The organism is Mycobacterium sp. NPDC003323, from assembly GCF_053589535.1.
This window is the reverse complement of the sequence record NZ_JBSFSB010000010.1, coordinates 166,309-187,237: the sequence shown is the minus strand read 5'-3', so window position 1 is coordinate 187,237 and position 20,929 is coordinate 166,309. Positions and strand designations below refer to the sequence as shown.

At 64.3% G+C, this 20,929-nt stretch carries 18 protein-coding genes; 9 read left to right on the top strand and 9 right to left on the bottom strand.

Features of this window, described 5'->3' with window-relative positions; genetic code table 11:
• The first annotated feature begins 274 nt into the window (after positions 1-274).
• Both ACWDUN_RS21495 and ACWDUN_RS21490 read left to right on the top strand, forming a co-directional pair.
• Positions 275-1,357, top strand: coding sequence for an IS110 family transposase (locus tag ACWDUN_RS21495; RefSeq protein WP_449932020.1), 1,083 nt, complete (start codon positions 275-277; stop codon positions 1,355-1,357).
• A gap of 465 nt (positions 1,358-1,822) precedes the next feature.
• Complete coding sequence (locus ACWDUN_RS21490; RefSeq protein WP_370489045.1) at positions 1,823-2,395, top strand: TetR/AcrR family transcriptional regulator; 573 nt, start codon at positions 1,823-1,825, stop codon at positions 2,393-2,395.
• Here ACWDUN_RS21490 and ACWDUN_RS21485 read toward each other — a convergent pair.
• Complete coding sequence (locus ACWDUN_RS21485) at positions 2,379-3,032, bottom strand: TetR/AcrR family transcriptional regulator (protein WP_449932019.1); 654 nt, start codon at positions 3,030-3,032, stop codon at positions 2,379-2,381. The genes ACWDUN_RS21490 and ACWDUN_RS21485 overlap by 17 nt on opposite strands.
• Before the next feature lie 107 nt (positions 3,033-3,139).
• Between ACWDUN_RS21485 and ACWDUN_RS21480 the strand changes: the two genes are divergently transcribed.
• Genes ACWDUN_RS21480 through ACWDUN_RS21470 form a run of 3 tightly spaced genes read left to right on the top strand, consistent with a single transcriptional unit; the run spans position 3,140 to position 6,577 of the window.
• The gene (locus tag ACWDUN_RS21480; protein ID WP_449932018.1) at positions 3,140-4,339 is read left to right on the top strand and encodes an aromatic ring-hydroxylating oxygenase subunit alpha; all 1,200 of its coding nucleotides are present in this window, start codon (positions 3,140-3,142) and stop codon (positions 4,337-4,339) included.
• Positions 4,336-5,481 carry a hypothetical protein gene (locus tag ACWDUN_RS21475; RefSeq protein WP_449932017.1) on the top strand — a complete coding sequence of 382 codons (1,146 nt, stop codon included), beginning with the start codon at positions 4,336-4,338 and terminating at the stop codon, positions 5,479-5,481. Before ACWDUN_RS21480 ends, ACWDUN_RS21475 begins: the two co-directional genes overlap by 4 nt.
• Positions 5,482-5,515: 34 nt before the next feature.
• Positions 5,516-6,577, top strand: a complete 1,062-nt coding sequence (locus ACWDUN_RS21470) for an NAD-dependent epimerase/dehydratase family protein (protein WP_449932016.1) — start codon at positions 5,516-5,518, stop codon at positions 6,575-6,577.
• Between the two features lie 7 nt (positions 6,578-6,584).
• On the opposite strand, the gene ACWDUN_RS21465 is transcribed toward ACWDUN_RS21470, so the two are convergent.
• On the bottom strand, positions 6,585-7,589 hold the full coding sequence (locus ACWDUN_RS21465) for a GGDEF domain-containing protein (protein WP_370489040.1): 1,005 nt from the start codon (positions 7,587-7,589) through the stop codon (positions 6,585-6,587).
• Between the two features lie 353 nt (positions 7,590-7,942).
• Here ACWDUN_RS21465 and ACWDUN_RS21460 point away from each other — a divergent pair, with 353 nt between their 5' ends.
• On the top strand, positions 7,943-8,572 hold the full coding sequence (locus tag ACWDUN_RS21460; RefSeq protein ID WP_449932015.1) for a TetR/AcrR family transcriptional regulator: 630 nt from the start codon (positions 7,943-7,945) through the stop codon (positions 8,570-8,572).
• Positions 8,573-8,709: 137 nt separating this feature from the next.
• Here ACWDUN_RS21460 and ACWDUN_RS21455 read toward each other — a convergent pair whose 3' ends face one another.
• From ACWDUN_RS21455 to ACWDUN_RS21445, 3 genes are read right to left on the bottom strand one after another with little or no spacing between them, the layout of a single operon-like run.
• A complete protein-coding gene (locus ACWDUN_RS21455) occupies positions 8,710-9,735 on the bottom strand; it encodes a zinc-binding dehydrogenase (protein WP_449932014.1) in 1,026 nt (341 codons plus the stop codon).
• A gap of 7 nt (positions 9,736-9,742) precedes the next feature.
• Positions 9,743-11,176 carry a phytoene desaturase family protein gene (locus ACWDUN_RS21450; RefSeq protein ID WP_449932013.1) on the bottom strand — a complete coding sequence of 478 codons (1,434 nt, stop codon included), beginning with the start codon at positions 11,174-11,176 and terminating at the stop codon, positions 9,743-9,745.
• Positions 11,173-12,924, bottom strand: a complete 1,752-nt coding sequence (locus ACWDUN_RS21445; protein WP_449932012.1) for a DUF3556 domain-containing protein — start codon at positions 12,922-12,924, stop codon at positions 11,173-11,175. Before ACWDUN_RS21445 ends, ACWDUN_RS21450 begins: the two co-directional genes overlap by 4 nt.
• A 90-nt stretch (positions 12,925-13,014) precedes the next feature.
• Between ACWDUN_RS21445 and ACWDUN_RS21440 the strand changes: the two genes are divergently transcribed.
• Both ACWDUN_RS21440 and ACWDUN_RS21435 read left to right on the top strand, forming a co-directional pair.
• The gene (locus tag ACWDUN_RS21440) at positions 13,015-14,508 is read left to right on the top strand and encodes a flavin-containing monooxygenase (RefSeq protein WP_449932011.1); all 1,494 of its coding nucleotides are present in this window, start codon (positions 13,015-13,017) and stop codon (positions 14,506-14,508) included.
• A 44-nt stretch (positions 14,509-14,552) separates the two neighbouring features.
• Positions 14,553-15,167 (top strand): TetR/AcrR family transcriptional regulator, encoded by a 615-nt coding sequence (locus tag ACWDUN_RS21435; RefSeq protein WP_449932010.1) that lies wholly within the window; start codon positions 14,553-14,555, stop codon positions 15,165-15,167.
• Between the two features lie 53 nt (positions 15,168-15,220).
• On the opposite strand, the gene ACWDUN_RS21430 is transcribed toward ACWDUN_RS21435, so the two are convergent.
• On the bottom strand, positions 15,221-15,859 hold the full coding sequence (locus tag ACWDUN_RS21430) for a TetR/AcrR family transcriptional regulator (RefSeq protein WP_449932009.1): 639 nt from the start codon (positions 15,857-15,859) through the stop codon (positions 15,221-15,223).
• A 559-nt stretch (positions 15,860-16,418) separates the two neighbouring features.
• On the opposite strand from ACWDUN_RS21430, the gene ACWDUN_RS21425 reads away from it, so the two are divergent.
• A protein-coding gene (locus tag ACWDUN_RS21425) for an IS3 family transposase (RefSeq protein WP_449932008.1) occupies positions 16,419-17,581 on the top strand; the annotation gives its coding sequence in 2 pieces (ribosomal slippage) (positions 16,419-16,703 and positions 16,706-17,581; 1,161 coding nt in all).
• A 146-nt stretch (positions 17,582-17,727) separates the two neighbouring features.
• On the opposite strand, the gene ACWDUN_RS21420 is transcribed toward ACWDUN_RS21425, so the two are convergent.
• The 3 genes from ACWDUN_RS21420 to ACWDUN_RS21410 form a co-directional block, all read right to left on the bottom strand.
• Positions 17,728-18,426, bottom strand: coding sequence for a TetR/AcrR family transcriptional regulator (locus tag ACWDUN_RS21420; protein WP_449932007.1), 699 nt, complete (start codon positions 18,424-18,426; stop codon positions 17,728-17,730).
• 3 nt (positions 18,427-18,429) lie between these two features.
• Positions 18,430-20,097 carry an FAD-dependent oxidoreductase gene (locus ACWDUN_RS21415; RefSeq protein ID WP_449932006.1) on the bottom strand — a complete coding sequence of 556 codons (1,668 nt, stop codon included), beginning with the start codon at positions 20,095-20,097 and terminating at the stop codon, positions 18,430-18,432.
• Between the two features lie 66 nt (positions 20,098-20,163).
• The gene (locus ACWDUN_RS21410; RefSeq protein ID WP_449932005.1) at positions 20,164-20,760 is read right to left on the bottom strand and encodes a TetR/AcrR family transcriptional regulator; all 597 of its coding nucleotides are present in this window, start codon (positions 20,758-20,760) and stop codon (positions 20,164-20,166) included.
• Positions 20,761-20,929 lie beyond the last annotated feature (169 nt).

The following is a 20,929-nucleotide window of genomic DNA, read 5'->3' as shown; positions in this document are numbered from 1 at the left end:
CGGCTAAGTTGCCTACCCGTTCCCGAGACATTTCCAGCGGCCTTTACGAGCTTCCCGTTCAGGTCCGACGGCAGCGGGTCCGTGTTCGTCCTGACACGAAGAGATAACTGTCGACCCGAACAGAGTATCGAGATCGACGTGTCGATGCCGCAGACTAGACGGTATGGGGGCTGACTCGAGGCCGAAGGCCTCGGGCTGCAATCGGACGTGGGTTGCCGGTGACGAGTGAACACTCGCACTGGTAGAGCCACAGTTGCAGATCAGGAGGCCTCCGGTGAGTTTCAACGGTACGAGCGTCGGGTTGGACGTGCATGCGCTTTCGGTGGTTGCGCATGCATTCGATGAAGAATCAGGTCACGTCGAGCGGGCACGGTTGTGTCCCGACCCTGGCGAAATCCTGGACTGGTTACACCGGTTACGAGGTCCGGTACGGGTGGCTTACGAGGCCGGGCCGACAGGGTTCGGGCTGGCACGGGCATTGACCCAAGCTCAGATCGACTGCGTGGTCGCGGCACCGTCGAAGCTGATCCGCCCGGCCGGGGATCGAGTAAAAACCGACTCCCGCGACGCCGCGCATTTGACGCGGCTGCTGCGCCTGGGCGAGATCACCGCGGTCACGGTGCCCGACGCCGAGGTCGAGGCAGTACGGGACCTGGTCCGGGCCCGCGAGGATGCCCGCGCGGACCTGATGCGGGTACGGCATCGGCTCTCGAAACTGTTGCTGCGCCAGGGCCGGGTCTACTCCGGTGGGCAGGCGTGGACCGGGGTGCACGAAACGTGGCTTCGGCGGCAACGATTCGACGATCCCCACACCACGGCGGCCTTCGATCATCACTTTGACGCAGTCCTGTCGGCAACTGCTGCCAGAGATCGTCTCGATGAGCAGATCGTTACGGTCGCTGCCTCGCCACGATGGTCTGATCCAGTCGACCGTCTGGGCTGTCTGCGTGGGATCTCCGCACTGACTGGACTGGCCTTGAGCGTCGAGATCGGGGATTGGACCCGGTTTACCGGCGCATCAATCGGCGCCTACGTCGGCCTGGTCCCCACCGAGTACTCCTCGGGAGCCTCGCGCGTGCAAGGCTCGATCACCAAGGCCGGCAATGCCCACGTGCGCCGGTTGTTGATTGAATCGGCCTGGCACCACCGAGCGTCCTACCGCAATCCCGGCCCCGCGATGCGGGCCCGCTGGGCCAAGGTCGACCCTGCACTCAAAGCTCGCGGTCATGCCGGCAACCGGCGCCTGCACCAACAGTGGTGCCAATTCAACGACCGCAAAAAGCCGCACGTCGTAGCCAACGTTGCAATCGCCCGTCAACTCGCCGGTTGGTGCTGGTCGCTGGCCACGCTGACCTGAGCGTAGCTATCCAAACTTGATCGGAGTCGGTCGGTCGACGGCAGGTAGGCGAACTGGATCTGCGTTACAGCTATGAGCAGCAACAGCATTCGATAAATGTTTTTGTGACACCCGTCCCTAGAGAGCAGCCACCGTTCGCGCCGAACCATCGTCTTGCGGTACCCAACCCGCGTATATCAGTCTGACACCACCGTCGTTGATCAACGACCGCCGCGACACCAACTGACCCCGATCAAACGAAAGCCGCCCCGGCACCAAACCCGGGGCGGCTTTCACCTGCCTATTGACAAACGCTGCCTACATATCAGATGTACTGGGTCATGAGGTTGGTTGCAGTCGGCTGACGGGTGGTAGGCCGCCGAGTGCGCTGTGACGGCGTTGAGTGTTGTAGTACTCGAGCATAAATCCTCCTGGTTATCGACGCGGCCTAACAAACGAACTCGTTCGTCTGTTTATGATCGGGACGTGAGAAACAAGGCCGAGCTACGCGATGACATATTGACCGCCGCCCGCGACGAGTTCGCGCAGCACGGTCTGGCCGGAGCCCGCATTGACCGGATAGCCCGCTCTGCGCAGGCCAGCAAGGAACGTTTGTATGCGCACTTCGGCGACAAATCGGCGCTGTTTCGCGAGGTGGTGATGGCAGATGCACAGGACTTCGTTCGCTCGATGGGACCCCGAATGGACGATGTGGGCGAGTTTGTCGGAACGGTCTACGACATTGCCCGTACACAGCCCGAGCGGATCCGGATGATCATGTGGGGTCAGCTGGAGAATGCCGCAGTCGAGGCGCCGCCGGCCGACGGCCACATTCCCGCGCACTTGCTGGCTGCACTAACTCGTGCCCAGGCCGGAGGCCGTGTCGATCCGTCCTGGGATCCCCTGGATCTCGCAGTGATGTTGTTCGGAATCGCGCTGGCCTGGGCGCATTGGCCAGATCCGTCGATCGTCACCGATGACGAACAAACACATCGGCGCCGACGCGCCGCAGCCGTTGACGCGGCCCTGCGCGTGGCTGCGTCTAACCCACCGGGCTGACGACATCCACCGGGTGCAGAGCGGTGATGGCCGGCGCTATCCAACGATGCAGGTAGTTTCGCAACTCCCCGGGTGAGCGCTGTGGTTCGCCCGGGTCTGCCAGCAATGACTGCACCAGGCGCAGCATCAGCTCCACAAGTTCGTCGATCTCCTCGGGCGACCACCCGCGTGCCGTCCAATCAACATCGAACTGGCCGACGATGGTGCGGCCCGCGCTCAGCGCCGCCGATGATGTGACAACCCGCAGGCTCTCGCCGCGACCGCCCATTGCGAACAGCAGGCCGAAACGCCGATGCGCGCGCAGCCGCTCGGTGGTCAGCGCTATCGCCTCGATGCTCGCCTCGGCCGGGTCGCTGATGCCGGCGAGGCCGTCGGCGAGGCCGTCGAGGAACTGTTGGGTGGCTCGCTCTGCGGTGGCTCGCACCATGGCCTGGGCATCGGGGAAATAGCGGTAGACGGTGGTACGAGCGATGCCCAGACTCTTGGCGACCTGCAGGATGCTGATATCGGTGACGCCACCGTCGATCAGTTCAGCCGCGGCGGTAATGATCCGCTCCGCGGCCTCGTTGTCATCGGCCGGCGTGTAACCGGACCATCCGTGTGTGCGCACCACATCGCTTTCGGTCGAATTCGGCAAGCTTTGTAAACCGTACGCCGCAGACGGCATCCAAGTGGCTGGACATTGAGAGCTATGAGTGTATCGTCGTTGTGACGAACCGCACAGCCTGCTCGAAAGGAATGCCGATGACCGAGGTGGTTTCGCGACCGCACGACACGGGTCAGCCCACGACCCCGACCCCGCTCGGCCCCGAACTGACTCGCCGCGGCCTCCAGCTCGCACTGGACAAGACGACCGATATGGCGCCGAGCACACTACGGGTCCCGCTCAACTACTACAGCGATGACAAGCTCGCCGAGGTGGAGCAGTCGATGATCCTGCGGCGCACACCGCTGCCGGTACTGGCCTCGGCGCAGGTTCCCAACCCCAACGACTACGTCGTGCGGTCGGTGCTCGACGACTCGCTGCTGATCACCCGCGACAGCCAGGGCAAGACTCACGTCCTGCTCAACTACTGCCGACACCGCGGAGCTATGCCCGCCTGTGGCGCGGGGAGCGCACGCCGCTTCACCTGCCCCTACCACGCGTGGGTGTATGACAACACCGGCAAGCTGAGGGGTCTGCCGGGCAAGTCGGGTTTCGACGATATCGACCGCGATCAGTACGGGCTGGTCGAGCTGCCGAGTGAGGAGCGCCACGGATTCATCTGGGCCGTACTCACCGCGGACGTCGAGTTGAATCTCGACACCCACCTTGGCTCGCTCAATGATGAACTGGCGCAATGGAATTACCAGGACTACCAGTATCACGGAGAGCAGTCGCTGGACTCCACGGTCAGCTGGAAGGGCGCACTGGAGGCGTTCGCCGAGGGCTACCACTTCCCGTTCGTGCACGGTAAGAGCGTCATCGGGATGAATACGCTCGCCAATACCCACGTCTACGACGAGTTCGGTAATCATCACCGGATCGGCTTCCCGTTCAACTGGATCACCGAGCTCGACGGCACCGAACCGGACGACAAGTGGGACCCCAAGCAGCAGATGGGTGTCATCTACTGGATCTATCCCAACCTCATCCTGGCCAACAGCATGGTCGGTGTCGAGGTGATCGACATCCTGCCGGGTAAGTCCGCCACAGACTGCACGGTGCGCCACAGTTGGATGGCGCGCTACCCGGCCACCACACCCGAGCAGACCGAGCTCTATGACGGGATTTTCGCCCAGGTGCACGCGGCGGTGCGGGATGAGGACTTCCTGATGCTGCCGCAGTGCGGCGAGGGCGTTCGTCGCGGCCAGCATGACCATATGATCATCGGGCGCAACGAAATTGCAGTCCAGCACATGGTCCGTGTGATGGCCGGCCGACTCGGTGTATCCCTGGGGTGAACTTCGACTGGGTCGGGTTGCAGACCTTCATGGTCGCCCAGTTGATCGGCGCGGTCCAGCACGTGGCGGCCCACCATCCACGGGACCACATCTACGCGGCATCCGTCACCGATATCTATGCGGAACGCATGCTGGTGCTCTGGCCGTCGATCTGCGTGTCCAGTGTGGAATCGCTTCCCCCGCAGCATGGGACACACGATCCCCGTTGGGATCCGGCGGAATGGCGCTGGCAATTCGACGCCTCCCCCGAGGGCGACGAATGGGCCGGCCGTGTCACGGCATACGCGGGCTCGAAGGGACAGGACTGGGATGACGTCGTCGCGCAGTTCCTCGACGCCATCGCCTCGGCGTGTGCCCGGGCCACCAGCGCTCTGCTCGCCGATCCACCGGGCGCTCTCGAGGACGGCTTCGTCATCGTCCCGATCAACGGCAATCCCGAACTGATCGAACGCTCCTTGGACGCAGCGCAACTGCAGCACTGTTTCCCCGTGCTCTCCCGGCGCCGCACCGAAATCCTCCGGCTTCACCGGCTACCACCCGGAGACCGGGTCGACGAGCTGGTGGCCACCCTGCGGGACTCTCCGGTCCACGGCGAAGGTTTCGTGCTGGCGGCGGAACTGTCCACCGAGATCGGCGCCGATGCCGCCGATGCCCTGGCCGTTCACGTGCACGCGGAATCACGAAACCCGACAGCTGATTTCGGCCGGCTCCTCGGTATGCTCGCAGTGATCGAGGATATCGGGCAGCCCACGACAACCGTCACCGATCGGCTCGTCGCCGTGCTGTCCGACCCGCAGGTCGACACGGTACTGCGGGCCGCGGCCGGTGAAACGCTGGCATGGCTCGGCCGGCTCGCCGAGATCGCCAAACACCTCGACGGCCTCCCTGTAGAGCTCGCGCTGAACTGCGCGGCCCGGCCCTATATCGGTGACCGCAAGAATGGCGCCCTGGACTACGGACCATGGGAAACCGTGCTGGAGCTGCACCCCGATTTCGATGGGCAGCTGTTCGGCCGGTTGTCGCCCAACGTCATGTTCGAGATCAACGCTGCCGACCTGACCACCGCGATGGATGCACTGTCCTCACCGTGGCGCGTCATCCGACGGCATGCCGCGATCGTCATACTCTCGACACACCTGTGAACGCGAGCACCCCAGCCCAGAGGATGCACACCACATGAGCACTACAGACCATGTCCTGGTCACCGGCGGGTTCGGGCTGGTGGGAACCGCGACCGTGGAGAAGCTCGTCGCGGATGGGCGCAGGGTCACCGTCACCGACCTGGACACCCCCGCCAACCGAGAGGCTGCGGCCAGCCTGACCGGAGCCGACGTCCGGTGGTGTGATCTCACCGACCCGAAAGCGCTTGCGGCACTGCTGGTGGCGGTGGTCCCGACCGCAGTCATCCACCTTGCCGCCGTCATCCCGCCCTTCTGTTACTCGCGGCCCGCACTGGCACGCAAGGTGAATGTGGGAGCCACCCAGTCGCTCACGACGGCGGCCGCTCAATTGGCGATTCCGCCCCGGCTGGTCGTGGCATCCTCCATTGCGACCTACGGCCCGCGAAATCCCCACCGGGTCAACGACATATTGACTGCGGAAACGGCACAGCAGCCTGCGGACAATTACGGCACACATAAAGTCGAAGCCGAACGCATCGTGCGCGACAGCGGCTTGGAATGGGTCATCCTGCGGCTCGGTGGGGTGCTCACCACCCGTCCGCGCCTGACGATGCACCTTGACATGATCTATTTCGAGGGACTGTTGCCCACCGATGGACGGATTCAGACTGTGGACGTACGGGATGCCGCTCACGCCTTCGTCGCCGCCACCACCGCCGACGTCGTCGGCGAGGTGTTGCTCATCGGCGGTGACACCAGCCACCGCCTGACTCAGGGCGATATCGCCGGTGCGACTGCAGCGGCGGTGGGACTGGTGCGCGGCCTTCCACCGGGCCGTCCCGGCGATCCCGACAGTGCCGATGGATGGTTCGCCACGGATTGGATGGATACCGCGCGGGCGCAGGAGGCATTGGCCTTCCAACATCACTCGTGGCCGGCGATGCTGTCGCAGACTCGGAGGAACGCCGGAGTCCGGTGGTATGCGCTGAGGCTCGCAGCGCCGCTCGTGCGGGTGCTGCTGAAACGCCGCTCGGCCTACTATCGGAAACCTGGTCGCTTCGCCGATCCGTGGCAGGCGATCCGCGAACGCTGGGGTGATCCGCGCCGCGAATCATGAACCGGCGTTACAGATCATGTGATCGAGCCCGGTTGCCCCCGTCGCGTTTAGCCGCGTACATCGCAGTATCGGCAGCCGCGACCAGGTCACCCACGATCGCCGCGGTGTCCCCGTCTGAATCGAGGCGAGCCGACGCGACGCCGATGCTCGCAGATGACGTCAGCGGAAGGTTGGCGATCTCGGAACACAACTGCGCGGCAAGGGCGGCGGCATCCTGGGTACCGAAGATCGCGATCACGAACTCCTCACCACCGGCCCGCGAGAGAATTGCGTCAACCGGGCAGTGCCGGAACAACAACGAGGCCACCGCCGTGAGCACCCGATCGCCGGCGTCATGACCGTGGGTGTCGTTGAGCAGCTTGAATTGGTCGAGGTCGACCATCAGAATCGACAGGCTTCGGCAGGCGTCGCGGTCTCTGCCGAGCTGGTGTTGCACAGCCTCGTTGAACCCCCGCCGGTTGAGTAGCCCCGTCAGCGGATCCTGGTTCGAACGTGTCGCATAGGTGCTCATAGCCAGCGACATACCGCGTACCGCGGCGGGCAGGACCGAGTTCAACATGCACATGATCCAAAACACGCTGGCAGCCACGCCAGCAGTGTGCTGTTCCAGCATCCGCACCGCGACCATTGCGGCGACGCACACTGACGCCAGAATATTGGCCGCCAGCAATCTCGCGCAATGGAAGAACGCGACGTAGCAGCTCGTCATCACCGCGGCGGTCCCCACCATTGCCGAGACCGTGACGTCGGGTGCCAAGGCGGCCCATCCAGCGGTACACGCCATACCGGCAAGTACAGCGCCATGGGATTGCTGCCGCGTAGGCCACTTTGTCAGCCAGAACCACGTCAGCGCCACGCAGAACAGGGCGCTGACGACGCCCGCGGCCGCAAGACTGAACGACGGATTGGTGCCGAGCAAAAGAACAGTGGCCAGGCCCGACATCGCACAGACCGCAGCCATTACCGCACGTGTGGGCCGGACGAAACTGTTGGCCACCAAGAACGCTGACATCGAGTCGAAGCGACTCGATTCAGCGCACCTCGGTACGGAGTTCATCGTGTGAGTGGCCTCCTGGCCGTGCGTAGCAACGATCGCCTCACTACCGTACGGCGCCACGCGCCCCAACTTGCACAAGATGCGTCAGCGTAAATCATCCGGTGTTCCAGTTCGCGCACGGCTCTTGTTATCGGAGGAGTAACTGTTGCCTCACCACACGATCTCCGGACAGATACGGGTCGATCTGATCTCATGCCATCCAGCGAATGTTTGCCCACGCCAGATTAGTCAATTAATCTGGTACGTACCACAACGTATGCGTCGAGCCCAGCGGACGGAACCCCCGATTGCCCCTCTCTCCGGACTCGATGCGTATCAACATCTTCGGATCCCTGCCGCCGACCTACACGGGAAGTGGCGACGTTGCCGCGACTGACGAGAAACTCGCGGGCTGCCGTCACCGAATTCTCGACGCGGCGGTGAAGATTGCCACCGAGGGCGGCTATCACGCGGTCGTCATTGACCAGGTTGCCCGCCGAGCCGAGGTTCCGCGCACAACGGTTGAACTCCTGTTCCCGTCCCCGGTCCACATTCTGGTTTCCGCGCTCAGCGCAGAACTTCATATATTCGACGATCGGCTCCAGTCGGCGCTGGGCACGGTGGGTGATCCGTTCGGCAGGCTGCGTGTGGCGCTGTCCAGGCTCATCGGCGCAATGGAGTCATCCGGCCACATTACGGAGGCAATGACACATGCTTATGCTGCATCGCATGCCGTCGCCACCGAGGGGGCTCAGACTGTGCGAGACCAGACCAGTGTCAGTTGGGCCGACGTGATGGGTGCCGGGAGGCCCACCGACGAACACCGTCAGGTAGCCGAGGTGATGGCCGACATCTGGACCGCGGAAGTGGTTGCCCTGGTGCAGGACCGCATCTCGCTCGATGATCTGCGCCGGCAGTGTTCCGAGGCAATCGATCTCATGGCCAGCCGTCGGCACTGACGGCCGGCCGCTCTCGGTTCGACGCTTCCCGGGTTCGAGACTTCTCGGCGTGGCCTTCGATACGGCACTGCGTCACGATCGCGCGTATCGGCCAGTGCGCACGCCGACACATCGGGCGGTACTACGAGGCCGGCTCATCACGGGCGGAGAACGACTTTGACGCAGTCGTCGGTCCGAGCGGCAACAGCGGTGTACGCATCGGCCGCCTCACTCATGGGCATCGAGTGCGTGAAGATCCCGCCGGTGTCGAGGCGTCCGGACTGGATCATGGGCACCAGTTCGGGCCAGGTCCGTTGGACGGGCGCGGTGGTCATCCGCAACGTGGTGCTGCGGACGAGACACATCAGAGCCGGCAGTGGGTAGGGATTCAGGTCGTGCACGCCGATCACCGACACGGTGCCGCCCGGTCGAACGCAGGTCAAGGCTTCGGTGATCGTCGTGTCATTGCCGACCGCGTCGATCACCGATGCCGCCCCGCGCCCTCCGGTGGCAGCCATGATCGCCTCCAGAGAAGGTGGTGCGAGCGGGGTCGCCCCGAAGGCCTCGGCGCGTCGCCTGCGCCCCTCGACCGGATCGACGGCGAGCACCATGCCCGCGCCGAGGGCGATGGCGCTGCGCACCGCGCACAGTCCCACGGCGCCGAGTCCGATGACGACGACTGTGGCGCCTGGCGGGATGTCGGCCCGTTGGGCTCCCGCCCATCCGGTCGCCAGGTTGTCCGTCAACAGCAGGGCGGCCTCGGTGTCGATGCCCTCGGGCACGGGTAGCAGTTGAAAGTCGGCGGCGGGTACCGCGAGGAGCTCCGACTGCGCTCCGCCGAGGACGCCCGAGCCGAAGATGAGCGGCCCGGACAGGCAGGTGATCGGATCGTCGGTGGCGCAGCCCACACACGTTCCGCAGCCGGCCACCGACGAGACCAGCGCCGAATCGCCGACGGCGACGGTGCGCACCTCGGCGCCGACCTCTACGACGGTCCCGACGGCCTCGTGACCCAGCGCCACGGGTTCGACGAGGGGGTAGTCGCCCTCGTAGAAGTGCAGGTCGGATCCGCAGATGGCGGTGGCCGTGACCTCGATGATCGCGCCGCTTGCGCCCGGCAGGGTCGGGTCGGGTCGGCTGCCGACGCCGACGCGTCCGGGTGCCTCGATCAGGACCGATCGCATGATGCTCCTACCGGTGCTCGTTGGTGGTGATACCTAGGTGTTGCAGCGCTCTATTTGCGGCGTGGTAGCCGCACATGCCGTGCGCACCGGCGCCGGGTGGCGTCGATGCCGAGCACAGATACATCCCGGGCACCCCGGTGGCGTAGCTATTCCGTGTCGAAACCGGCCGGGCGAATACTTGGCGCAGATCGTTGCGGCCTCCGACGATGTCCCCGCCGACGTAATTGGGGTTGTACTCCTGAAAATCCGCGGGCGCAGTGAATTTCTGCTCGACGATCCGCTCCCGGAAGCCGGGGGCCAACTCCTCGATCTGCCCGATGAGTAGCTCGGAGGCGTCGCCCGCGTAACCGTTCGGCACGTGTGCGTACGTCCAGATCGGGTGGAGGTCGCCGCTGGACCGGGTGGGGTCGGCGAGGTACTGCTGGCCGATCAGTTGAAAAGCGCGCTCCGGCATGACGCCTGCGCTGATCGCCGCCTCGGATCGGGCGATGTCTGCTGCGCTGCCGCCGATGTGCACCGTGCCGGCTCTTCGAGCGTGCTCGTTGCGCCAGGGAATGCCCCCGCGTACGGCGAAGTCCGCCTTGAATGCCGCGGGGGCATGGCGGAAGTTCCGGTAGGCGCGGGCCCGGATGCGCGGCATCCGGTCGCCAACGATATCGGCGGCAGCCTCGGGCGTGGTGTCGAACAAGGTGATCGACGACGCCGGCAGATCGTGCAGCGACCGCACGATGACGCCGGTGATGATCTCTCCGCCAAGGGATTCCAGTAGACCGGCCAGCGCCCGACCGATCGCCGCCGACCCACCCTCGGCCACCGGCCAGCCCCACCGATGGCCCGCCGCGATCATCATGGTGCCCACCGATGCGCTGGCCAACCCGGTGAGCGGACGGTAGAGATGCGCGGCGCACCCCATGAACAGGGCGCGGGCCGCTTCGGTGCGAAACAGCCGGGCGAGCACGGTAGCGGGCAACCCGGCCCGGACACCGAGCCTGGCCATGGCGAGAGGGTGGGACGGGATGCGTAACAGCGGGCCGAGAGCGTCGGCGACGAGATCCTGCGCCCGATCGGTCAACGGGGCGAACACCGACTTCCACCGTGCGCCGTCGGCACCCAGTCCCCGGGCGGTGGTGTCGATGGACCGCCACAGAACCCCGGCCGACCCATCGGCGAGCGGGTGGACGACGTCGATTTCCGCTCGCCGCCAACGTAATCCGAACTCGCCCAGGGGGAATTGCGTCTGATAGGGCGATGCGGCGCCGAACGGGTGGACTGCCGAACAGACGTCGTGGATCAGACCGGGAACCGTCAGTTCGGTCGAACGGGTACCGCCGCCGATCTCGTCAGCCGCTTCGAAGACAACGACACGCACACCCGCCTGCGCGAGCCGCACAGCGGCGGCCAGACCGTTGGGGCCGGATCCGACCACGACGGCGTCGGTCACGGTGCCTCCGACCCGGTCGCCGACCAGGTGGGGTTGACGGGGATGGTGTCGTCCCAGGGTTGGCGGGTCACCATGTCCGCGACCCGCACGATGCCCCGCTCGAACTCGCCGGTCGCAGCGTCGACCAGTCGGTACTCCTGCTGCTGCCGGTGGATCGGCTGCGCGTCGAGGAGCACCACCCGCACCTCACCGGGTTCGAAATCGCAGCGTTCCTGAAGCGCGGTGATCAACTGTTCGTTGGACATGTGGCCGTCGCCGAAGTTCCAGCCGATCGCGGTACTGACGATCACCTCGCCGTCGCGCAGCGTGTAGGCGTTCTCGTCGCGGCCCGCCAGTGCGCGATGCGCGAGGGTGAACAGGGCCCGGCCGTGGGTGTTGAAAGCGCGGAAGGCGTACCCCATGTAGAGCGGGATCTCCACGGCCTCGGCGCTGCCGTAGAACTTTTCCAGCTGGGCGGTGGGCATGCTGGGTATCGCGACGAGGTTCGCGTCGATCTTCGCCTGTGCCGCGTCGGTGAGGCACCACAGTGAGGTGTCCCAGTTCCCGGCGTAGTACCGCATGCTGGGAAGGAAGGAGACCTTGCGGGGGAACAGGTTTCCCAGTACGACCGTGCCCGCGACGACGGTGAACAGCACGATCGGCCAGGGCCCGGTGATGTCGGCGAGACCGAGATCGGCGTGCCCGACGAACAGGGTCAGCACGCTGAACATCATGAACACGTTCCACTCGAGGGGGACGCCCATGGGGATCGCGCTGAGAATTCCGAAGTGGAAGCAGATCATGATGAACGCCGCGATCGCCGTGAGCCAGCCGCCGTGGCTGAAGAACAGCACCAGGGGCACGCCCATCTCGATGACGGTGGAGAAGTGGGCGAGAACGCGCGCTCGCCGGCCGGGGCGAAGGTCCTCGGGGAAGTGCTCGAAGAAACGTCGCTTGATGAACTTGGGTCGGAACACCGGGTTGTTGCTCATCATCGTCGACATCACGAACGGAAAGTGCTTGTTGAGCTTAGAGGTTGCCGCACCGATCCAGATCACCATGCAGATCAGCTTGGCCGCGACGATCATGTCAACGACGCTGTACGAGGCGAACAGGAACGTCACGGTCAAGGCGGCGTAGACCTCGCCACGGGCGGCCAGGAAGATCACCTTGTCCCGCAAGCCAAGTACCGCGAGGATGCTCAGCACCGCCCAACTCTGCCAGGCGGGCAGGACGCCGACCGATGTCCCGAGCGCCGGGATCGGTCCGGTGCCATCGGAGAAGATCGCCACCACCAGCACCACCAGGAGGGCGGCGTACAGCAGGACCTCGAACGACGTACGCGCGCTACCGCGGGTGAGCGGCAGGCGATTCGGCCACGGCGGCAGCCGGATGGTGCCCGGCCGCAGCCAGTACAGGATCGACCCCATCGGCGGGAAGAACCGGTTGTTCAGGGGGCCGAAGCCGCACCCGAAGCCGACCACCTCGAACAGCATCGTGTAGAGCACGATCTTCTGGAACACGATCGGCTCGGCGTACCACGACGCGACGTTGGAGAAGCCGTCGATTCCTTTGGTGCTCAGCACAATAAGCCAACCCACGAGCACGTAGAGCACGATCTTCACCACGTAGAAGAGGTGCAGCGCAACGGGCGCCCCGAAGCCGGTCTCGGCCCAGTGTCGCGCCATCGGCTTGATGCGCTCCGCGCGGGTCCCCTTGCGCCACACCTCGAAGTCCAACGGCGGTACGTCCTGCGTGAGAAAGCCCATCCGGCACCTCTTCCGTCGTCCTCGTGAACCTCGGGCGTGATCCGGGTAATAGGTTGACAGTTACGACGTTGACTGTCAATCATGTCATATATGGTGCCGACAAAGCAGGCCGGGCGAGTACGGATAGCGATCATCGGTGCGGGTTTCGGCGGTCTCTGCGCAGCGCTCAAACTCGACGCCGCCGGATTCCGGAACATCGTGATCTACGAGAGGGCTCCCGAGGTCGGAGGTACGTGGCAGGCCAACACCTACCCCGGTGCGGCGTGCGACGCACCCTCGCACATCTACAGCTATTCCTTCGCCCAGGACGTGGACTGGTCGCGCCGGTTCGCGCCCGGTCCCGAGATCCAGGCCTACCTGCAGCGCTGCGTCGACCAGGCCGGTCTGGGCTCCCGGATCCGTACCAATACCGAAGTCGCTCAGGCGCAGTGGTCGGGCAGCGAGTGGCGCATCGTCCTGGGTGACGGCACCGAGGATCGCGCCGACGTCCTGATCCCCGCAGTCGGGCATCTGTGCGTGCCATCGATTCCGGCTCTGGCGGGCCTGGACTCCTTCGCGGGCCCGGTGTTTCACACCGCCCGATGGGATCATTCGGTTGATCTGACCGACAAGAACGTCGCCGTGGTCGGGACCGGCGCGAGTGCGGTCCAGGCGATTCCGGCGATCGCCGACACCGTCGGCCGGATGACGGTGTTCCAGCGCTCGGCGACGTACGTCATGGCCAAACCCGAGAAGCTGTACTCCGACCGACTTCACCGGTTCTATCGGCGCGTTCGACCCGCCAAACTCGCTGCGCGCGGTGCGATCTGGGAATCGTTCGAGGTGTTCAACTACGCATTCTGGCGGTATCCGGGGGCCATGTCGCTCCTTCAGCGGGTGCACCGCCGCCGACTGAAGCGCAGTGTGCCCGATCCGGTGCTGCGGGCCGCGCTGACCCCGGACTATCCGATCGGTTGCAAGCGAATCCCCATCGCGAATGACTTCTACCCGACGATGAACCGCGCCGATGTCGAACTTGTTACCGACCGCATCGTCGGCGTCGCTGCCGACGGGATCAGCACGTCGACGGCGACCCACCCCGCGGACGTGATCATCTTCGCCACGGGATTCGAGACGACGCAGTTTCTGAGCAGCGTGACGATTCGGGGACGTGATGGCGCCACCCTGGCGGAGCACTGGGCGGATCGGGCGGGCGCCTACCTGGGTCTGTCCGTTCCCGAGTTCCCGAACATGTTCCTGATGTGGGGACCCAACACCAATCTGGGGGCGGGTTCGATCGTGTCCATGATGGAGGCGCAGGCCGATCACATCATCGCCGCGGTCGACCGCATCGCGACGCGCCCCGGAGCGACGGTCGAGATCACCACAGCGGCCCACCGTGCGTTCCTCGCCGAAATCGAGCTCAAGCAGCCGCGCACCATCTGGGCGAGCTGCCGGAACTGGTACCACGACGCCCGCGGCAACGACATTCACAACTGGCACGGCTCCATGCGCGTCTACCGCCGCCGGGTACGTACACCTCATCCGGAGCACTACCGATTCAGCTCCGTTGCGGACGCGCAGTCGTCGGCCGCCGTTGAGTAGCGTTTCTCCTGGACCGGAGCGAGGTAGGGGTGAAGGAGGTTGTGGTGGCTGAGGAATCGTCGCGCCCGCGTTCGGTGCCCTGGCGCGGTGCCCCCGCGCCCGAAGATCCCAGAGCCCACATCGTCGAGGCCGCATCCCGCTGCCTGGTCAATTTCGGTCTGGATCGCACGTCACTCAGTGCCATCGCGCGGGAGGCCGGAGTGTCTCGTCAGACCATCTACAAGTATTTCTCGAGCCGCGAAGAGATCGTTGGCGACGCGATCGAACTCGCCGCGGCCGAAGCCAGCGCCCGCATCATCCGCCGAGCCCGAAAGCAATCCACCGCAGCTGGTTTTGTCGTCGAGCTTTGCATGTCGGCCGTCGAGGAGTTCCGCCGCAACCCGGCGATCTCCCCGATGCTTTCCGCGCTGGACAACCCTGACGTGCGCAATCGCGTACTGACGCCAGAGGTGATCGCGCGGGCACGGATCTATCTCGAACCCATCATCGACTACCTTCCCGAACGCGGGCCTCATCTCGACGAGATGACCGAGACCTATTTGCGATTCGAACTGTCGCTGTTGACCATCGACAGCGCGACCTCGCGATCGGCGCAGTCCATGCGGGATTACCTGCACCGCGTACTCGTTCCTGCGCTCGGATTACCATTCGCTCAGTAGCCCAACGAATCCAGATCGCTCAGGACTCGCAGCACTGGCGAGTTTCGCGTGAGTCAATGGCCTTGTCCGAGGCTATTGACATTGGCGAATGCGGGTGTGAGGGCGGAGACGGCCGGGGCGACCCACATGTGCAAGAGCGTACCGATCTCCCCCGCTTGGTATGAGGGCCGAACAGGGTCGATCACCAGCGACCGAAGGATCCGCATGACAATTTCGATCAAGCCATCGTGTTTTTCCTGGGCGAGGCCCCTGCAATCCCAGTCCACGTCTAACTGTGCCAACAGTAATCGTCCTAGGGACATCGACGAGGCGGATGCGGCGCCAGCTGAAAACACACTCGCCTTCCCCGGGTTCAATAGCAAGCTCACATTTTTCTCAGTGGGGAGCCGTTCCAGCACGTAAGCGATGCAACCGACCACCGCTTCGGCAGGGTCGTGAACCCCTCTGACTTTGTAGGCCAAGCTGTCGAGAAACGGCTGTATCTCGGACAAGGAAGCTTCGAAGAGGAGCGCCTCGGTGCTTGGGAAGTAGCGGTAAACGGTTTGGCGCGTGACGCCGATGTCCTTGGCGACATCGGAAATCCCGAAGTGCCCACCGAACCGACCAATCCGTTGCTTCGCCGCATCCAATATCCGACCTACTGCCTCCTCGTCGTCTGCCGGGGTCGCACCGGACCATCCGTGTCTGCGCACCGATCAGGACTCCCTTGTCCATTCGAAACTGTTACTCGCGTAACACCATTGACCCTGGCCACCGTACTCTGAGCTATGGATGTCCGTCTGTCGCACCGAGAAAACACAGGGCGGACAGAATCGGCCTTCTTTGCAGCCGTAACCGCGCTCGCCGAAATTTCCGACTGGCGCTCATCGAATTCCCCACCCGCGTAGCTCCGAGAAGGCCTCCCTCGAAGCTGCTGGTATCTGACGCCAGTTGCTCCATCGAAGGGGCCCGCTTTTCTCATGCTCACATGGGTGGACGATGTGAAGTTACATGCCCTGAGAAAGCCTGATTGGACGATCTCGGCGATCGCCCGCCACACCGGTCGGGTCTGCTGCACGATCAAACGCACTCCTATGACACATGCTCGGCAATGGCGCGGCAGACGGCCGGGTGCGTACTGTGCGCAGCGGCACGCGCCGCTCGCCATCACATGCCGCACGTGTTCCAGCGCCTGCTCGCTCGGGTCTGCTGCACGATCAGGTGACATCTGAGTTGGCTTGCCCTGGGTGGGCAGGCTGGAAGGATGTCCCCATGGCAAGGCCCTATCCCCGTGAGTTCCGCGACGATGTCGTGCGCGTGGCCCGCAACCGCGATGACGGGGTGACGATCGAGGCGATCGCCACCGACTTCGGGGTGCACCCGATGACACTGCAGAAATGGCTTCGCCAGGCCGACATCGACGAGGGCACCAAGCCTGGCAAGAGCACCGGCGAGTCCGGGGAGCTGCGCGAGGCCCGGCGGCGGATCAATCTGCTCGAGCAGGAAAACGAGGTGCTGCGCCGGGCCGCGGCGTATCTGTCGCAGGCCAACCTGCCGGGAAAAGGATCTACCCGCTCGTGAACGACCTCGCCACCGACGGGATCCCCGTCGCGGTGACGTGCCGGGTACTTAAGCTCGCCCGCCAACCGTATTACCGCTGGCTGGCCGCACCGGTCACCGACGCCGAACGTGTCGAGGCCTACCGCGCCAACGCCCTGTTCGACGCGCACAGCGACGATCCGGAGTTCGGATACCGCTACCTGGTCGAGGAGGCCCGCGATGCCGGCGAGCCGATGGCCGAGCGCACCGCATGGCGCATCTGCTCGCAGAATCGCCTGTGGAGCGTGTTCGGCAAGAAGCGAGGCAAGAACGGCAAGCCGGGCCCACCGGTCCACGACGATCTCGTTGAACGTGATTTCACCGCTGAGGCACCGAATCAGTTGTGGCTCAGCGATATCACCGAGCACCGTACCGGTGAGGGCAAGCTGTACCTCTGCGCCATCAAAGATGTGTTCTCCAACAGGATCGTCGGCTACTCGATTGACTCCCGGATGAAGTCCCGGCTGGCCGCCCGGGCACTGCACAGCGCGGTGGCCCGACGCGGGGATGTCGCGGGATGCATCTTGAATTCGGATCGTGGATCTCAGTTTCGCTCAAGGCGATTCGTGCACGCACTGCTTCGTCACGAGATGGTCGGCTCTATGGGCCGTGTCGGCGCGGCCGGCGACAACGCCGCTATGGAGAGCTTCTTTTCCCTGCTGCAGAAGAACGTGCTCGACCGCCGCCGCTGGGACACCCGCGAACAACTCCGGATCGCGATCGTCACCTGGATCGAACGCACCTACCACCGACGCCGACGCCAAGCCGGCCTCGGCCGGTTGACCCCGGTGGAATTCGAAGCCATCATGACCACACCGGCCAGTCAGGCCGCGTGAACGAAACTGTCACCTGATCGTGCAGCAGACCCAACCACACGACGACGTCGTACACCACGTCCCTGGACTTGACCGGCAGGTGGGCTCGCGGGTATGTCCGACGGGCCATGTCAACATCCCCCCGAGCGCATTCTGTCAGTGGTCATTTAACGACGTGGACCCCCGAATTCACCAGGTGTGCCTTCGCTGAATCGGGCGCGTTGCGCTCGGAAGATGAGGTCTATGACCGTCGCGAATCGATGCCGCATGGCCGGAATCGTCCTACGGCCCTGCACGAGGGCGAGAATTTCAGACGTCCACACGTCGGTCAGGATGTCCGCGGCATCGCCGCGGAAGTCCGAGGCGGCCCCGTTGCCCATCAGGCGTACGAACATCTCCTTGGTTTGGCGACGGATCATCTCCGCCTCGGCCGAGGCGACGACCGTCGATGCCACGTAGGCGTGGGTGAGTGCTTCGGTGACACGTGCCGATTCCGCCATTAGGTCGATCAACTGCGACACGACTTCGTGGAGTCGCGCCACGGGGTCTGCGGTCGGCGAGTGGGCGTCGCAGAGATAGTCGTCGAAGCGGACAAGTTCGCGTTCAAGGGCCCAAACCAATACGTGCACCTTGGAAGGGAAATAGAAGTACAGAGTTGCTAGGGAGACATTCGCGCGAAGAGCGATAGAACGTACGTGTACACGGTCATAACCACCGGCGCCTGCGACCTCGACCGCGGCATCCAGGATGCGGGACCGACGCTGACGCTGCCGTTCGGTTGTGAGCCGATCCTCGGGTAAGGCCGCCTGGTGATAGGTGTCGATACCGGCTACCTGGGGCCGAAAGTCATTCGGCCGTAGCGCCATTCCTTACGTCCTCGACTTCGACGGCGAGACGGTTTCAGCGGCCTCTAGCAACGCGCGAACGTCGACCAGTTTCACGCGTGGTTGGGCCGTGTTGGCGGCGAGCCCGCGCTCTACGGCGTCGATGGCTTGCCAGCCCGTCCACGAAATCGGTTTGACACCCGATTCTTTCATCAGCGCGAGTAGGTCGGCGCGATCCCCAACGGTCTTGTCCAGAATTCCGGCGTCGAAGTCGGCGAGAACGGCGGCGACGGTTTCTTCGGCGCAAACTCGGTTGGAGCCGATAACGCCTCGGGGTCCGCGCTTGATCCACCCAGTGGCGTAGACACCGGGGACCGGGACTCGGTCGGCATCGACAACGCGGCCCCGGTCGTTGGGAACGGTGCCGCAACTCTCATCAAAAGGAAGCCCGTCGATGGCCGATCCGCGATAGCCGATCGACCGCACAACCAGCGCCGCCTCGATAAATTCGGTGTCGGTCGCGAGGTCTCCAAGCACAAGGCCCCCGTCCTCGCCGATCCCGTTGCGCAGCAGTCGGATTCCATCGACGTGATCGGTGCCGACGATCTCGACGGGAGAAGCCAGGAATCGGAACACGATTCGTTTGTTGCACGCTGTAGCCGGCCGGGCCCTGTACTCACGGGCGAGGTCGAGTTTCAGTGTCGTTTCGACGTCGTCATCGGGTGTGGCCTCCGCGGCCTGGTCGCCTTCGATGGCGATGTCAATTCCGTCGAGGTGACCCAGGGCCAGGAATTCGCCGACGGAGAAAGCGGCGCGCCGCAATCCACGCCTGCCCAGGATGACGACTTCCTCGATCTTGCTGTGCTGCAGTGAGTCCAACGCGTGATGGGCGATGTCGGTCTCGGCGAGCTGCGCTGGATCGATCAGCAGGATGCGCGCGATGTCCACAGCGACGTTGCCATTGCCGATGATCACTGCGCGGCGCCCGGACAAGTCCACTTCGTGGGCTGCGTGGTCGGGGTGGCCGTTGTACCAGCCAACGAAATCCGATGCGGCGTGGCTTCCCGGCAGCTGTTCTCCAGGTATTCCGAGCTCGCGAGTCGCCGGTGCGCCAATGGCATAGATGACCGCGTGATGGTGGGCTGCAAGGTCTTGATGAGAGAGGTCACGGCCGATTTCAACGTTGAAGTGGATTCCAAGCCGTGGGGAGGTGAAGACTCGATCGAATATGTTCACAACCGACTTCGTGTGCTGGTGGTCAGGGGCCACACCGGCTCGGATCAGGCCGTATGGCGTGGGTAACTTTTCGAAGAGGTCCACCTCGATGCCGTCGACCCCGAGTAGCTCGCTCGCCGCATAACACGCCGCTGGCCCGGCCCCGACGATGGCGACGCGCAACTTTCCGCCGGCGATGGCGCCGCGCTTCGCAGGACTCGGAGTCGCATCAGGTTCGAGTGGATGGCGGTCAAAGTATGCCGCATTGATGGCCTTGAACCGCTCGAGATGCGGTGGTAGATCATCCTCGTAGTGAATCGCGTCCACAGGGCACTCTTCCATGCAGGCTCCGCAGTCAATACAGGTTTCAGGGTCGATGTAGAGAGACTCGGTCTCGGCGAATTGTCCGGCGTGACCTACCGGGCGGATGCAGTCGACGGGGCACACTGGAACACAGCTTGCGTCCTTGCAGCAGTTCTGGGTAATGACGTAGGCCATGTCGTGCCCTTCCTGGTCCGTGGGCGGACCTTCGTTGTTCCGTGGTCGATTTCTCGCTGATCTGCGTCAGTACTGGGGTACGCCCTGGAGAATGAGACCGACCGCGGATTCGACCCTTTCAGCGGCGCGCTCAAAAGTCATGGCCCCGGCTGCCGCCTGAATGAGGGCGCCCGAGAACACCATTTCGAGAGTGGTGATCACCTCGGGCCAGGACCCCGGGCCAACTGCCGATGCAATCAACCGGTGAATCTCCAGCCCGATCTGCTCCCGCGCGCGGTCGGCTGCCGGGCCGCTGTCGAGGAAAACCTCAGAACAGGCAGCCGCGAGGGCAGGCTCCTCGGCGACGAGCAGCATCATTTGGCTCAGCTGGGCCGCGACTCGCGAAATCGAACCGTAGTTGGCACGCGTGCTCAGCGCCACGCCGCGCATGCGGCGTAGGCAGACCTCGACGATCAGGTCGTTCTTGGAGGAAAACAATGCCGACGCGGTTGCACGAGAGACTTCCGCTCGGCGGGCGACCGCGTCGACCGTGATGGCATCGAACGGGCACTCTCGCAGAGTGTCAACCGCCGCGTCCAGCATTCTCACCGCAGCCGCCCCGCGCGAACGCAGAGCGCGGCGGACCTCCAAATCATCGATGTCGCGAGAGTGGTGACTGGACACCTGTCTAGGATATTCGTCAGGGCGGAACAAATGCAACTGGATTGCAATCGCTCTTCAAGACAATGTCTTTCGTGCAAGGCCCGTACCCCACCTCACACGGTGTAGGGGTGTCCAACACGCGACTCAGGAAGTAGACTAGACAGGTGTCTAGCGCCGAATTCGGACGACA